Genomic DNA, 14,907 nt, shown 5'->3' on the forward strand with positions numbered 1-14,907 from the left:
ATCCTCAATTTTCTGCCATCCTCGCTACGGGCGCTATTCTCGGACAGCCTCCTAGGTTGACAAACACCGGGTCTGGCCGAACCTGTCGATCAGTGCACCCCCCGCAGAGATCGACAATCGATAAACACAATGGATTATCTCTGACAATCGCCGATAATCATGCAAACTGCTTTAACGGATATGGCAAACAGGTAATAGGTTGCAGATCAGGCACAAGGGGGACTGGATCTCTATGCCACAAATCAACAATTCTACCACTCAACACATTGTCCAGCCCGGCATCCATCAGTCTGACGACAATAACAAACAGCGCAAAAACGCCGCCAGAGCAAGATTCGTCCATTGTCAGATATCGGTCCATGAACCGTCTGAATCTGTATCGGTAAAGGCTACAAAAATCGCAAAGGCCGCAAAAGCTTTTGTGATCTCAAAGGTGCCGGGGTTTCTCCTCCGGCAGAGGAAAGTCGAAGTCACCACACCCGTGAGCAGTCCGAAAGTAAAGCAACCTGTTAATGTTGATAAACAACAGGAATCCGGGCACAAAATACGCCCTGAACGGCCACTGCCAAAGCCGCCGGGTGACAATAGTGACAACCCCACCTCTCATCCCGTTTCGAAAAATAGCAGGCCGCTACCACCACCGCCGGGTAAACATAACAAGCCACTCTCGAAAAAACACAGAAGGCCGCTGCCACCACTTGTCCATCATAATAAGCAGACGCCAATGAAAAGCAATCGTCTGCTACTGCCTCCTCTTGAGCAATACAAAAGACCATTACCGGAGCTGCCGGTTGACAATAGCGATCAGATGCCAGATGAAAGCCTGACCATGGTAACTACCAGATCTGGCAATACCCTGCCCACAGCGACCACGGAGACATGGCAAGCCGCTAAGTCAACCGGTGATGACACCCTGTATCAGGATATCAGGGAGCAGTATGCTGACCAGCTGGCAGACCTCGAGGGTACCAATGATTCCGGGTACCAGACGCAGACGATTGAATCGGAAATAGCAGCAGGGGAATCGCTGGGCGCAACAGAGCTTAAATCATTGCGAAAAGACAAATATAACTCCGGAAAGATCGGGCTGAAAAATATCGAACTAAATCCGACCAGAGAAGCGCTTGATGAGTTGGAAGATCTCAGGACGCAATGGCAAAAGGCAAAAACGGCAATAACAGAATGGCGGCAGAAAAAAGGGGATATGGGTAAACAGTCCCCTGCCGACCAGAGGAAATTCACAGCGCTTTCCAGGGCCGAAGCAGCTGCAGGCCAGGAGTTCCGTACCGAGCTCAATTTATTTCTGACACGGAGCAGCAGCAAAGAGTGGCGGGACAGCGCTGCTGACTTGAGCATAGACGCCTTTTATAGACTGCAAACCATCATTCAGGCGTCACCGCTGAACGATAAAGAGAAATATAGGCATGAAAGTGTGATAGCAACCGTTGCTCTCTCTGAACAACAACAGCTGCCCGGCTATAAGAAGAAGACGAGAAAGAAGAAGCTGAACGATGCACTGCTACGGCTGGATAGTTGTGAAAAGCTGCTATTGAACAATAACGCGTTGGACAACACTAAGAAGCTGGAACTGTTTGGTAGTTTATATACCGAAATCGTCCGTCATTTTGCCGTTGAGGAGCCCTGGCAAGACCAGAAAGTCAGGCTCGACATGGGTAAGGGGGATCTTCTTGCCTTTCAGCTCTTATTACAACAATCAAAAACAGGCGACAGTGGCAAGCGTCCAGACCCAGATAACAGCGAGAAACGACAGTTACTGGAGGATTTCGTGACCGGGAAAAGCGAGGCCCTTGAACGGCTGCAGACCGTCAGGAAAACCTACGATGATCTTGATGCTGTTAATGAAGACACATGGGAAGATTATGGAGAACTCCTTGAGCTTGCCGACGAAGAGCGTAGCCTGACAACACAGGTAGGTCGCTGGACAGAAGAAAAAATAGCAGCAGCTCAGAAAATGATCAAAAGGGAGTAGCTCAAGTATCTCAATAACCGGCTCTTCGTCGTTTCAGTAAGCACTGCCCGCTTCCCGCCACCCGCTGCCCGAAAAAGGCAGGCCGTTTGTGCTGCGGCCAACAGCCAGCGAGCCTAAGAAGGCTCAGTCAAATGCGGAACTTATTCCGGGACAATTCCTTAGAAGATGAATACCGGCTATCTGAATTTCAATTCAATGAAAGCCTGTCAAACATTGATGCGCAGCATGTTATTCAAATATTCAGTCCCTATAATGTGAAACTCTTGTCATAGAATGGAAGCAGGCGTGTCTTTCTACAATTATTGGGGCAAAGCGAGTAAGAATCATAACAATAAAAGCAGTTATCACTTGCTGGTTTATCATTGTCTTGATGTAGCTGCGGTTGCTAAGGCCTGGTGGCAAGCATCTGCGTCGCTCCGCCGTCAGTTTTGTAACCAAAGTGGCTTGTCAGATAAACAGACTCAGGCTTGGTTGCTTTTTTTTATTGCTTTGCACGATCTGGGCAAATTTGATCTTCGTTTTCAATTAAAAGCAAAACTTGTCTGGTGGCAGGTTAATCCTGAGGCAAGTTGCTTTCAGCCTCGCGTTCCTAAAAAAAATATCAATGATTATTATCACGGGCCAGCCGGTGTTTATTGGTTATATCAAGACTTACATGCTCGTTTTGCAAGCGAAGATGCGGACAGTTATTTTTTCGATGATGACGATAATGAAAGCTGGGATGCGTGGTTTAGTTGGCTGGGGCCGGTAGCGGGGCATCATGGAACCATGGCCGATAACTCCGACAAAGATAACCACAACTTTACTTTTTTACCCGGTTCGGTCAGCGCCCAGGGACTGGCATTATTGAAACAGGCTCGCCTGGAGTGGTTGAAGGCTCTGGAGTTTCTGTTTTTAAAACCTGTCGCGCTGACACTGGAAGATGATCCACCATTTCTGGCTGACGGGACGTTGCTGGCTGGTTTTTGTTCAGTTTCTGACTGGTTGGGTTCATCCAGTGGTGAGGGTGATTTTGAGTTTGAAAGCCAGCCAATAGATAATCTACAAGACTGGTTTAAATCTCGTTTGCCGATTGCCAGACGATTGCTTCATCGTGCAGGTATTACCGGTTATCAAAGTCGTGACAACCCTGCTGTTCAGAATTTTCTAGAGGCAGGATATCAACCACGGCAAGTTCAGTGTCTGGTGAAGCAGTTACCGCTAACTGGGAGTCTGACGTTAATAGAGGCCTCGACTGGTTCTGGAAAAACAGAAGCCGCTCTGGCTCATGCCTGGCAATTAATCCAACAGAACCTTGCAGATAGTATTGTGTTCGCTCTGCCAACTCAGGCGACAGCGAATGCTATGTTGGGTCGTATAGAAAAAGCTGCACCTGTTATTTTTGAAGGGCAGATCAATGCGGTGCTGGCTCATGGTCGGGCAGGATTTCAAGAGCATTTTATCAATCTTAAACAAGCATTCAACTCACACCCTGCACAGGGGGAAGAGGAAGCCAGAGTGCAATGTGCTCAATGGCTGGCTGAAAGTAAAAAAAGAGTTTTTTTAGGGCAGATCGGCATTTGTACAGTGGATCAGGTGTTGGTTTCAGTGTTGCCGGTGCGACACAAATTTGTCCGCGGCTTTGGTATTGGGCGCAGCGTTCTCATCATCGATGAGGTGCATGCCTATGATGCTTATATGTACGGCCTTTTGGAAGAAGTATTGAAACAGCAGCGGGCAGTGGAAGGTTCGGCAATTTTGTTATCTGCAACTTTGCCGGATTATCAAAAGCAGCAGCTGATGGCGGCCTGGGCTGGAAAAAAAGTGCCTGGCCGCTTCGAATATCCTGTTGATGCACCTTACCCACTGATAACCAACTATGGTCAGAAGCAACGACACTTCTCACTTGACACCCGGCAGCAACCCGCCACAACGCGTGTCAATATTGAACTGCAAACAGTATCAGAGTTGTTGCCTGATGATGGCTTGTTGGAACGAATGATTACTGCGGCAGAGCAGGGTGTCCAGGTCTGTTTTATCTGCAACCTTGTTGATGTAGCTCAGCAGTCTTTACACCAGTTACGGGAAAAAGCGGCAGGGCGCCTGAATGAAGAGCAGCTGATTCTGATTCACTCCCGCTTTGTGTTTGCTGACCGTCAGAAGAAAGAAGACAAAGTTCTTGAGCTGTTTGGCCCCGAAGGTAAGCGACAGCAAGGGCATATATTGGTAAGTACTCAGGTGTTTGAGTGCTCTATTGATGCAGATATGGACTGGATGATCAGTCAATTATGCCCAATTGACCTGTTATTCCAACGTTGGGGGCGACTGCATCGTCATCAAAGCAAGCACAAGCGCCCGGACGGATTTGATCAGCCCCTTTGTACTGTGTTGGTTCCACCGGAATCTGAAGACTATCAGCTGCATGCATTGATATACGGTGATAGTCGCATACTGTGGCGGACTCAGCAGTTATTGGTTAAGTCCGGTAATATTGTTGAATTTCCTCGCGCATACCGGGAGTGGATTGAACCGGTTTATGATAAAGATGACTGGGGGAGTGAACCAGATTGGGTTATGAAATCACATCAGGATTTTGCTGACCATCAGCAAAGCCAGCGTATGGGTGCACAAACGTTAATTAAATCCGGTATTAATGCGCTGGCAGATACTGATAATCATATTTCTGCGGTAACCCGTGACGGTGAAATGAATCTGACACTTGTTCCGGTCACTTGTAATCCCGTAGGTAAACGTTGCTTGCTGGATGGTTCGGTGATTGATGAGTTGGATAAAAGTGACCGCTTTGAAAAAATCAGCCTGAATAGTCTCGGAATACCCGCCAGCTGGAATAAGAAAAAAAGTGAAGGGCAACTGCCTGATATGGATGAGGACGGTTTGATCTGGCTGGAAATGGAGTTCGTGGAGCAGGGCTACCGGGGGCAGTGGGGAGAGGCAGAGTACACCTATTTTCCGGAAACTGGTTTTCGGCGCACAAAAAAATGAAATTGTAACAGGGTGTTGTGAATGTTGAGCCTTGATTATTGCACTGGTTGTCAATCTGGAGGGACAAAAAAATTGAAGCCATTCTCATTACTTACTGAACCGTGGATTCCCGTCCAGTACGAAGGAGCCCGGCTGCGAATCACGTACCAGCAACTTTTATGTGGGGAGAAAAAAGGCGATCTTTGTCTACCCCGTGATGACCTGGAGCTGGCTTGTCTGCAATTATTGGTAGCCATAACTCAGGTTTGCTTCACACCATTTAATCGAAAGGAGTTGCTGGCCAGGCTCAAAAAGCCTTTGCCTACCGATGTATTTCTGACTGGCGTGGAGGATAAAAAGGCTTGGTTTGACCTGAATCACCCGGATACACCCTTTATGCAAATTCGTGGAGTTAAGGCGAGCGAACCGACTCCGATGGATAAGCTGCTGGCAGGTGTGGCAGACGGTACCAATAAAACCTTTATTAATCCTCAAGGATTAGCGGAAGGGCTCTGTGGCAGTTGTACGGCGATAGCCTTGTTTAATATGGCCAATAATTGCCCCAGTATGGGTGGAGGGTTCAAGGGAAGTTTGCGCGGTAGTACACCGATTACGCAACTGATTACAGGGCCTGATCTGCGCATAACAGTATGGCTGAATGTGCTGCATCAGGACCGACTGAATAACTCTGTCATGCCGTGGTACAAGGTTACTGCACAACAGGCTCCAAACTATGTAGATACCGTGAAAGCAGGTGAGAAAATTTGTGCAACAAATATCGGCCTTAACCGTGGTTTACTGTGGCAACCAGCACATTTTGAACTCTTGCCTGCTGAAGATACTGGTTGCTGTAGCGTCTGTAATGTCACTGCGCCATTGTATAAGGGGTTTAATAAAGCCAAGTTCAATTACACGGTAGAAGGTGTCTGGCCTCACCCACTGTCAGCCCGCTCCTTCAAGATTGCCAAAGGAAAAAGAGAAGAAAAGTTTCCGTCGTTTACTACCACAGCACCGGGCTGGACTCAACTAAGTCGTTTGGTTGTAGCAATGGAATCCAAAAAAGAAGGACAAAACCCTGCGCCTGTACTGATACAGATCAGGGATGACAATTTGATCAGGCAGAAGTATTTACAATTTATTATCGGTGGTTATAGAAACAATCAGGCAACTGTGCTGGAGCGTCACCATGAGTTTTTCAGTCTTGCGGATGGCTGGGCTGAACATGGTGAGGTGATCCATCACATTATAGAGACAGGTCTGGGGTATAAAACGGCTTTGCGTAAGGCTCTCTATCTCTTTGCAGTAGGCATTAAGGATAAAAACAGAGAGATCAAAGGTGCTGGAGTGAATCTCTGTCAGTCTGGGGATGACCTCTATTTCCAGCAAACCGAACAGTGGATGCAGGACATATTTGCTGGTATCAGTTTCAGTGAGCCATTACCAGCTATGGATCGCCTGCACTCTCAACTGAAGCAAACCGTGCTGGCACTGTTTGATCAGCTCACACAACCCTACCGCCAGGAACCCAAAATGCTCAAAGCACTGGCATTGGCCCGACGCAGTCTGAATAAATTGCTGGCTGACCTTCAGCCTGTGGTTACAGAGGAGAATTAAATGCAATCTTCTAATGAAAAGTCTCAGGATTTCATCCGGCTGTGGAGTCGCTATGATGATTTGGGTACTGGCTTCAAAGCCGAGTTGCGCAGGGTTGCAGCACCCGATGACCTTATTGAAATCCCCGCCTTTTATCGTTTAACACGAGGTTATGGCAGCCACAAGAATATCCGGAGATTGGTTTACTGTTTGCCGCACCTGAAGCATCGGGACGGTGGCGATTCATTGGGTAAAGCTCTGGCTGAGGCTGGTGCCAGGGAAAAACGCCTGTTCATGGTGATTCGCTCACAGGAACCGAATGATCTGATTCAGTTGCGGCGTTTATTGCAACAGGTAAACCCAGTAGTCGACTTTTCTCAAACAGCCTGGCTGCTATTGCGCTGGGATAAACCGGAACAAAAACAAAAATTGCTGGAAAATTTCTTTCTGCATCAGAAAGAGTCGCAGTGAACCATTTTTTTACACAACATTAAAAAGGGCAGTCTTATGAATAAGAATTTTATTAATTTTCATATCCTGATTTCTCATAGCCCATCCTGCCTTAACCGGGATGACATGAATATGCAGAAGTCGGCTATTTTCGGTGGTAAACGCCGTGTGCGCGTTTCCAGCCAGAGCCTGAAACGTGCAATGCGCACCAGTGAGTATTATCAGGAGCATTTTCCTGAAGTATCAATTCGTACCAGGCAACTGGAGTTATTGGCGAAAAAATTAACTCAGTTGGCCCCAAAAATTGATGAAAAATGGATTGCTAAAAGTGTAGAGCTTTTTTCCAGTAAGGTGATAGATGACTCAGATGATGGTATGGAATCGGACGAGGAAACAACACAAAAGAAAACAGCAGTAGCCCCTTGGTCTGTCTCAGAGTTTAAAACATTTTGTGAGCTTGTTCAGGAAATCTATGAGTCTGATTTAAATGAAAAGGATCACGTGTCACTGGTAAAAGCCATAGAGAAAGAGGGTAAACGAAAGGCAACGGCAAAGAAACCGAGATTATCTGATGATCAAGTTAAAGATATTTTCTTGGCAAAAATAGTAAAACGGGAGCTAAAAGAGCGCACTGAAATAATGGTAAAAGCTTGTGGACGTGCAACAGATATTGCGTTGTCGGGTCGAATGGCAACATCGGGTTTAATGACCAATGTCGAAGGCGCCCTTGCAGTGGCCCATTCCATCACCACCCACGCTGTTGATGCCGATATCGACTGGTTCACTGCCGTGGATGACTTGCAGGAAATGGGATCTGGCCATCTGGACACTCAGGAATTTTCTTCTGGCGTTTTTTATCGTTATGCCAGCCTGAACCTTCAGCAGTTACAAAAAAATCTGGGTGATGCTTCCCGTGAACGGGCGCTGGAAATTGCTGCCCATGTATTACATATGCTCGCCACTGAAGTGCCTTCTGCCAAACAACAAAGTTTTGCTGCCCATAATCTGGCTGATCTGGCACTGGTTAGTTTTTCTGACCAGCCACTGTCCCTGGCTAATGCCTTTGAAAGCCCTGTGAAGGAAACCGGCGATGGTTTTCGCCGTCCTTCAATAAAGGAACTCCATGACCATTGGCAAAAACTGTCAGTAGGGTTTGGTCTGGATGATTGCTGTGCCGAATGGGTGCTTGAAGACGTTGAACTTCCTCAAGGTATTACTGCTATTGAGTCCTTACCTGCACTGAAACAGTGGGTTCAAAACAATGGTGAGGGTTGATAATGCGACAGCATTTGATTCTGAAACTGGAAGGTCCCTTGCAAAGCTGGGGTAAACACAGCTTTGAAGGGTTACGACCATCGGAGGCTTTTCCGGGGCGAAGTGCCTTGCTGGGGCTTCTGGGAGCCTGTCTTGGTATTGACCGTGCGGACTGTGAAAGACAACGCCAACTGGCGACAAGCGTCGGCTTTGCAGTACGTGTTGATCAAGGCAAACACAGGCCGATAAAAATGACGGATTATCACACCGTGAAGGATGCACGGGTGGATTATCAGGGCCTGAAAAGCCATGAGACCATCCAGACCTGGCGCGAATACTGGCAAGATGCCAAATACACTATTGCCATCTGGAATTTGGCAGAAGCCAGTATTTCTCTGCATCAATTACAGCAGGCTATATGCAAACCTGTTTTTACTCCGGTGCTGGGGCGACGCAGCTGTCCGCTGGTTCGTCCCTTGTTTGAGGACATGATTGAAGCCGAAGATGCGCTGGCCGCATTGATAAAAATTAAACCTGTAGCGGGTACGGTCTACAACGAAGAAGCATCAGGTAACCACCAACTGCAACTCAGGGATGCCCCCATCACTGAACAACCAAGGCAGTTTGCTAATAGGAGAGTTCATGTACAGGTGCTGACAACAGAGGAGGGATGTGATGTATCTGGCTAAAGTGCATATTGCACCTGCAAAGAGTAACAATGCTTACGAATTGCACCGGGCTTTATGGCAATTGTTTCCTGATCGACCGGATGATAACCGCTCCTTTCTGTTTCGTGTAGAAAGCCTGAGTCGTGCGTTTGGTGCTCAGGTATTAATGCAGTCACACTTAAAACCGACTGGAAGTGGTGAGCACGTTCGTTGCCTGGCAACCAAAGTGGTTAATTATCAATTTCAGGAGGGTCAGCAACTGCGATTCCGACTACGGTGTAATCCGGTCAAGGCGGTTAAGGATGAGCGTAAAGGTACGGTAACTCGTAACGGTAGAACGCATATCCGTTCGGTTAGAGTACCTTTAATCAGGGAAGAAGAGCAGCAGCAATGGCTAAGCAGTAAACTCAGGCAAGCCGGAGCCCGTTTACAGGCAGTGAATATAGTGCAAGAAAATCCACTTTACTTCCGTAAGGTACAGGAAAAACGCAGTGGCAAGGTGCAGCCGGTGTTGTTTGAGGGTGTGTTGTTGGTGAATGATCCGGCAGCATTCCAGATAGTTGTGGCTGATGGAATAGGGCCAGCCAAATCTTTTGGCATGGGGCTGTTAAGTCTGGCTAATGGTTAAGTCTAAAATATAACAATGACAAGGAGGTTGTATGTCGTTTATCCCACTAAAACCCATCCCGATCAAAGACCGGGTGTCCATGGTGTTTGTCAGCAAAGGTCGTATTGATGTTCGTGATGGGGCCTTCGTTGTGGTTGATGAAGTCAAAGGTGACAGAAAACATATTCCTGTGGGATCTGTCGTCTGTATTATGCTCGAACCGGGTACACGGGTATCCCATGCTGCCGTCAAACTGGCGGCAACGACCGGGACACTATTGATTTGGACTGGAGAATCCGGTGTTCGACTATACTCTGCCGGTCAGCCGGGTGGTGCAAGGTCAGATAAGTTGCTTTATCAGGCAAAACTGGCCCTGGATGAAGAGCTGAGACTGAAAGTCGTTCGCAAGATGTTCGAATTTCGTTTTGGTGAACCAGCCCCTTCCCGTCGCTCAGTTGATCAGCTGCGAGGCCTCGAAGGTGCCAGAGTCAGAAAAACGTATCAGCTGATGGCAAAACAATACGGTGTGGAATGGAAGGGGCGAAGTTATGACCCTAAGGACTGGGAATCAGGAGACACCATCAACAAATGTTTAAGTGCCGCGACAGCCTGTCTCTACGGCGTTACTGAGGCGGCGGTGTTGGCGGCGGGATATGCGCCTGCTATCGGTTTTATTCATTCCGGTAAGCCCAAAGCGTTTGTGTATGACATTGCTGATCTGTTCAAATTCGAAACAGTGGTGCCGGTGGCGTTTCAGGTTGCTGCCAAGGGTACCCACAGTCCGGACAGGGATGTACGTATTGCCTGTCGCGACAGTTTTCGTAAAACACGACTACTGAAAAAAATCATTCCTACCATTGAAGAGATTCTGGCAGCGGGAGAAATTACGCCACCTCCTCCGCCGGAAGATGCACAACCACCGGCGATTCCTGAGCCTGTTTCGATAGGTGATACAGGTCATAGGAGCAGCTGAAATGAGTATGTTGGTTGTGGTGACTGAAAATGTACCACCAAGATTAAGGGGGAGACTGGCTGTCTGGCTTCTGGAGATTCGAGCCGGTGTGTACGTTGGAGATGTGTCCATAAGAATCAGGGAAATGATTTGGGAACAGATAAATGCGCTTGCTGAGGAAGGCAACGTGGCTATGGCCTGGGCAACCAACACAGAATCCGGATTTGATTTTCAAACCTACGGCACAAATAGAAGAATACCAATAGAAGAAGATGGTTTAAGGCTGGTTCTTTTTCAATCGGAAGAATAATCAACCTGTTCTTTAACAAGGGAATATTTACAGCGAATTTTTGATGAATTTGCTGGTGGAAATTTTAGGTCTTGCAACCTTTTGATTTAATGGTGTATTTTTTTAGGGTGTTCCCTGCGCCTGCAGGGATGAACCGTCTCGCCCTCACAGTAAAGCCCGGACTGTTCAGTGTTCCCTGCGCCTGCAGGGATGAACCGGGGTTCGAGGGGTTGATACTGGCGCATTATCAGGTGTTCCCTGCGCCTGCAGGGATGAACCGAGAATAGGGGCCGCGGTGCTGGCTGGGCATTGGTGTTCCCTGCGCCTGCAGGGATGAACCGAATCAGAGGATGATTTTGACTGTGAGCCAGATGTGTTCCCTGCGCCTGCAGGGATGAACCGAAAAAGTTACCAATATCGACGTATTGGCTAACGTGTTCCCTGCGCCTGCAGGGATGAACCGAACTCCGGCAATTAAAAAAAAACCAGTCAACTGTGTTCCCTGCGCCTGCAGGGATGAACCGCGTATGCAGGCGTTCATGAAACGCAAAGGCCGCGTGTTCCCTGCGCCTGCAGGGATGAACCGTTTGTCAGCAGATCGGCGGCGACTGTCCAGCTGTGTTCCCTGCGCCTGCAGGGATGAACCGTGACGGCGGGGCAGCTGAGGCGAGCATTGAAAGTGTTCCCTGCGCCTGCAGGGATGAACCGTTTTTATGATCGACACAATAATAACGGGCATTGTGTTCCCTGCGCCTGCAGGGATGAACCGATCGGCAAGTACGGCCAGGATATTCTGTTCGTGTGTTCCCTGCGCCTGCAGGGATGAACCGTACGGCGGCGAGTTGCCGGAATGGCTCAGACCGTGTTCCCTGCGCCTGCAGGGATGAACCGCGATCAGCGACAATCTAAAACAGTCACTGGCGGTGTTCCCTGCGCCTGCAGGGATGAACCGTGTTCGACCGTTTATTGATTATGCGTTAATTGGTGTTCCCTGCGCCTGCAGGGATGAACCGAACTTCGTCAGCGACACCCCAGATCAGCTTAGGTGTTCCCTGCGCCTGCAGGGATGAACCGCCGGTATGACAGAAACACTGCATGTCGGTAGAGTGTTCCCTGCGCCTGCAGGGATGAACCGCCGATCGTGAAATCCCGGTACACAGGGAAGAAGTGTTCCCTGCGCCTGCAGGGATGAACCGTCAACTGCAGCTTGGTCAGGAGATGGGCGTAAGTGTTCCCTGCGCCTGCAGGGATGAACCGCATATTTGTCGCTATCTGATAGATGCCCAGCCGTGTTCCCTGCGCCTGCAGGGATGAACCGAACGGACTTATTATCAGCATAAATAGTGAACTGTGTTCCCTGCGCCTGCAGGGATGAACCGTTCTGGGGGATTTTAAAACTGCGAATACAGAAGTGTTCCCTGCGCCTGCAGGGATGAACCGGATGTTGAGGACGCCAAAATGGAATACATGAGGTGTTCCCTGCGCCTGCAGGGATGAACCGGTGGTGAACTATGAAGAAGCCAGCCGTGATGGGTGTTCCCTGCGCCTGCAGGGATGAACCGAGAGGATGCAGGCGTTCATGAAACGTAAGGGGGTGTTCCCTGCGCCTGCAGGGATGAACCGCGTGAAGGCGCTCGCAAAAATAAAAGCGGAGAGTGTTCCCTGCGCCTGCAGGGATGAACCGCTGCAATTGGGCGAAGAAACGCATAACCTTCGGTGTTCCCTGCTCCTGCAGGGATGAACCGGGTGGAGGTTCGTTATGATCGGGCGTATGCGGGTGTTCCCTGCGCCTGCAGGGATGAACCGAAAATACACCAGATCCTAGCGCGGGAGGTGAAGTGTTCCCTGCGCCTGCAGGGATGAACCGACTGGTTATGTAGGGTTTGGGCTAGGGTTCGGGTGTTCCCTGCGCCTGCAGGGATGAACCGTACCCGGTTCCACAAGACGATAAACCGTGGTTGTGTTCCCTGCGCCTGCAGGGATGAACCGTTTATTTGATGGAGGTGCTTGTCTAATGGCCTGTGTTCCCTGCGCCTGCAGGGATGAACCGCATTCACCGCCAGCTAAAAGATGAGTCCCTTGCGTGTTCCCTGCGCCTGCAGGGATGAACCGCCGACGCCACGCTTACCCCTTCTCCCGCGTATGTGTTCCCTGCGCCTGCAGGGATGAACCGGTTCTCTTTTGCCGCAGGGTTTGAGTAACCACGTGTTCCCTGCGCCTGCAGGGATGAACCGGATTGAGGCCGCCAAAATGGAATACATGAGCCGTGTTCCCTGCGCCTGCAGGGATGAACCGTTCACTATTTAAACGCTCAGCATGTCTTATTTGTGTTCCCTGCGCCTGCAGGGATGAACCGCTCACCGGCCTTAGCAGGAGCGCTGTCAATCACGTGTTCCCTGCGCCTGCAGGGATGAACCGCAATCGTTACAGGCCCACGGTGCAGAACATGACGTGTTCCCTGCGCCTGCAGGGATGAACCGCTGTTTAAAAGTTTGGAAAATGAGCCAGAGCGGTGTTCCCTGCGCCTGCAGGGATGAACCGCCGCTATCTCTGCCATTGCTGAGCTGAATAAAGTGTTCCCTGCGCCTGCAGGGATGAACCGCTCCAACCCGTAGGTTTTCAGATAGGTTTCCGGTGTTCCCTGCGCCTGCAGGGATGAACCGGGGCTTGCTGAGCTTTGGAAAGTGGATCCCGTGTGTTCCCTGCGCCTGCAGGGATGAACCGCGGCGTTTGAGTTGGCGGGTGAGACGTTGGAAGTGTTCCCTGCGCCTGCAGGGATGAACCGGCATTTTCCCGATTTTCGAATAATTGAGAAGCGTGTTCCCTGCGCCTGCAGGGATGAACCGATCCGTCGTTTATTACTTTTATTCAGCCCGAAGTGTTCCCTGCGCCTGCAGGGATGAACCGTTCGTAAGCCGCGAGCCTAGCAAAGGCGAGGTGTGTTCCCTGCGCCTGCAGGGATGAACCGTGATTAGGGAGCCGCATCACGACGGGACTCCGGTGTTCCCTGCGCCTGCAGGGATGAACCGGTGCAGTGCTTCAGACCCGTTTCTATAGAGAAGTGTTCCCTGCGCCTGCAGGGATGAACCGTTCGTCGTTGCTTTTTTGAATCCCTCTTTTTTGTGTTCCCTGCGCCTGCAGGGATGAACCGAGAGAAAAAAACAAATGAATATTGAGTCTAACGTGTTCCCTGCGCCTGCAGGGATGAACCGGCACAAAACAGCTTGGACTCGTATAAACAGGGGTGTTCCCTGCGCCTGCAGGGATGAACCGCGGGTCAGGAAATGGCGCGGCTATGGATACCGGTGTTCCCTGCGCCTGCAGGGATGAACCGGTTATAAATACTTAAAAGGCGGGCGTATTGTCGTGTTCCCTGCGCCTGCAGGGATGAACCGTAAGTCAGACAACTGAAACCGATGACGTTTTGGTGTGTTCCCTGCGCCTGCAGGGATGAACCGCGGATATTCGGACTAAGGTTGATCAGTATTTGCGTGTTCCCTGCGCCTGCAGGGATGAACCCCGGCCCGGTGATTACTATATAGCCAGCGATAATGGTGTTCCCTGCGCCTGCAGGGATGAACCGTCGGTTGCTGATCTTGAGGCAATCAGCAAATTGTGTTCCCTGCGCCTGCAGGGATGAACCGTCCATTTTCAGTTGAATAGTTATGCATTAAAAGTGTTCCCTGCGCCTGCAGGGATGAACCGATCAGGCTAATAGAGCAACACAGATTTTTTATGTGTTCCCTGCGCCTGCAGGGATGAACCGACCGGGGGGCGCGGTTGAATATGTCCTGAAATGTGTTCCCTGCGCCTGCAGGGATGAACCGGCCGCAACCCTCAAACTGGGTGGTTCCATCTGGTGTTCCCTGCGCCTGCAGGGATGAACCGAGCTGTTGCTCTGCTAGCGCATGATAAATACGGTGTTCCCTGCGCCTGCAGGGATGAACCGCCTTGCTGAATTGTCGGAGATTAGCGGCGAGTGTGTTCCCTGCGCCTGCAGGGATGAACCGACTTTCCGATGCATTTGACACGTTCGAAATCGGGTAAGGGCTGGTCTTTCTCCAACCCTCCCCACAGCACCCGGCATGGTCGAGTCGCCCAAGGGAACCTCCCCCTCAGGCGCTCACAGAACCGTACTTGAAC

General features: G+C 49.9%; 9 protein-coding genes and 1 CRISPR repeat array. All 9 genes read left to right on the forward strand.

Annotated features, from left to right (window positions below):
• Positions 1–232 precede the first annotated feature (232 nt).
• The 9 genes from KDK15_RS03480 (at position 233) to cas2e (ending at position 10,785) form a co-directional block, all read left to right on the forward strand.
• Entirely contained in the window at positions 233–1,990 is a 1,758-nt protein-coding gene (locus tag KDK15_RS03480; protein ID WP_257293974.1) for a hypothetical protein, read from the forward strand.
• Between the two features lie 285 nt (positions 1,991–2,275).
• Positions 2,276–4,972 (forward strand): CRISPR-associated helicase/endonuclease Cas3, encoded by a 2,697-nt coding sequence (gene cas3 / locus KDK15_RS03485; RefSeq protein WP_257293975.1) that lies wholly within the window; start codon positions 2,276–2,278, stop codon positions 4,970–4,972.
• A 72-nt stretch (positions 4,973–5,044) separates the two neighbouring features.
• Positions 5,045–6,565, forward strand: coding sequence for a type I-E CRISPR-associated protein Cse1/CasA (gene casA, locus KDK15_RS03490; RefSeq protein WP_257293976.1), 1,521 nt, complete (start codon positions 5,045–5,047; stop codon positions 6,563–6,565).
• Positions 6,566–7,015: a type I-E CRISPR-associated protein Cse2/CasB gene (casB, locus tag KDK15_RS03495; RefSeq protein ID WP_257293977.1), complete on the forward strand. Its 450-nt coding sequence runs from the start codon at positions 6,566–6,568 to the stop codon at positions 7,013–7,015.
• A 36-nt stretch (positions 7,016–7,051) separates the two neighbouring features.
• Positions 7,052–8,269 (forward strand): type I-E CRISPR-associated protein Cas7/Cse4/CasC, encoded by a 1,218-nt coding sequence (gene cas7e / locus KDK15_RS03500; protein ID WP_257293978.1) that lies wholly within the window; start codon positions 7,052–7,054, stop codon positions 8,267–8,269.
• Positions 8,270–8,271: 2 nt separating this feature from the next.
• Positions 8,272–8,937 carry a type I-E CRISPR-associated protein Cas5/CasD gene (gene cas5e / locus KDK15_RS03505; RefSeq protein ID WP_257293979.1) on the forward strand — a complete coding sequence of 222 codons (666 nt, stop codon included), beginning with the start codon at positions 8,272–8,274 and terminating at the stop codon, positions 8,935–8,937.
• Positions 8,924–9,544: a type I-E CRISPR-associated protein Cas6/Cse3/CasE gene (gene cas6e / locus KDK15_RS03510; RefSeq protein WP_257293980.1), complete on the forward strand. Its 621-nt coding sequence runs from the start codon at positions 8,924–8,926 to the stop codon at positions 9,542–9,544. The genes cas5e and cas6e overlap by 14 nt, the downstream gene beginning before the upstream one ends.
• A 31-nt stretch (positions 9,545–9,575) precedes the next feature.
• On the forward strand, positions 9,576–10,496 hold the full coding sequence (gene cas1e, locus KDK15_RS03515; RefSeq protein WP_257293981.1) for a type I-E CRISPR-associated endonuclease Cas1e: 921 nt from the start codon (positions 9,576–9,578) through the stop codon (positions 10,494–10,496).
• A 1-nt stretch (position 10,497) separates the two neighbouring features.
• Positions 10,498–10,785 (forward strand): type I-E CRISPR-associated endoribonuclease Cas2e, encoded by a 288-nt coding sequence (gene cas2e, locus KDK15_RS03520; protein ID WP_257293982.1) that lies wholly within the window; start codon positions 10,498–10,500, stop codon positions 10,783–10,785.
• Between the two features lie 107 nt (positions 10,786–10,892).
• Positions 10,893–14,774: a CRISPR direct-repeat array (repeat unit 29 nt; unit sequence GTGTTCCCTGCGCCTGCAGGGATGAACCG).
• Positions 14,775–14,907: the final 133 nt, after the last annotated feature.

Source organism: Endozoicomonas sp. YOMI1, from assembly GCF_024606345.1.
In the GTDB taxonomy this organism is placed as follows: Bacteria; Pseudomonadota; Gammaproteobacteria; order Pseudomonadales; family Endozoicomonadaceae; genus Endozoicomonas.

Bases quoted from the DNA above. Each gene is read 5' to 3' on its own strand.
- KDK15_RS03480 (WP_257293974.1), top strand. From the start codon at position 233: ATGCCACAAATCAACAATTCTACCACTCAACACATTGTCCAGCCCGGC.
- casB (WP_257293977.1), top strand. From the start codon at position 6,566: ATGCAATCTTCTAATGAAAAGTCTCAGGATTTCATCCGGCTGTGGAGT.
- cas7e (WP_257293978.1), top strand. From the start codon at position 7,052: ATGAATAAGAATTTTATTAATTTTCATATCCTGATTTCTCATAGCCCA.
- cas5e (WP_257293979.1), top strand. From the start codon at position 8,272: ATGCGACAGCATTTGATTCTGAAACTGGAAGGTCCCTTGCAAAGCTGG.
- cas6e (WP_257293980.1), top strand. From the start codon at position 8,924: ATGTATCTGGCTAAAGTGCATATTGCACCTGCAAAGAGTAACAATGCT.
- cas1e (WP_257293981.1), top strand. From the start codon at position 9,576: ATGTCGTTTATCCCACTAAAACCCATCCCGATCAAAGACCGGGTGTCC.
- cas2e (WP_257293982.1), top strand. From the start codon at position 10,498: ATGAGTATGTTGGTTGTGGTGACTGAAAATGTACCACCAAGATTAAGG.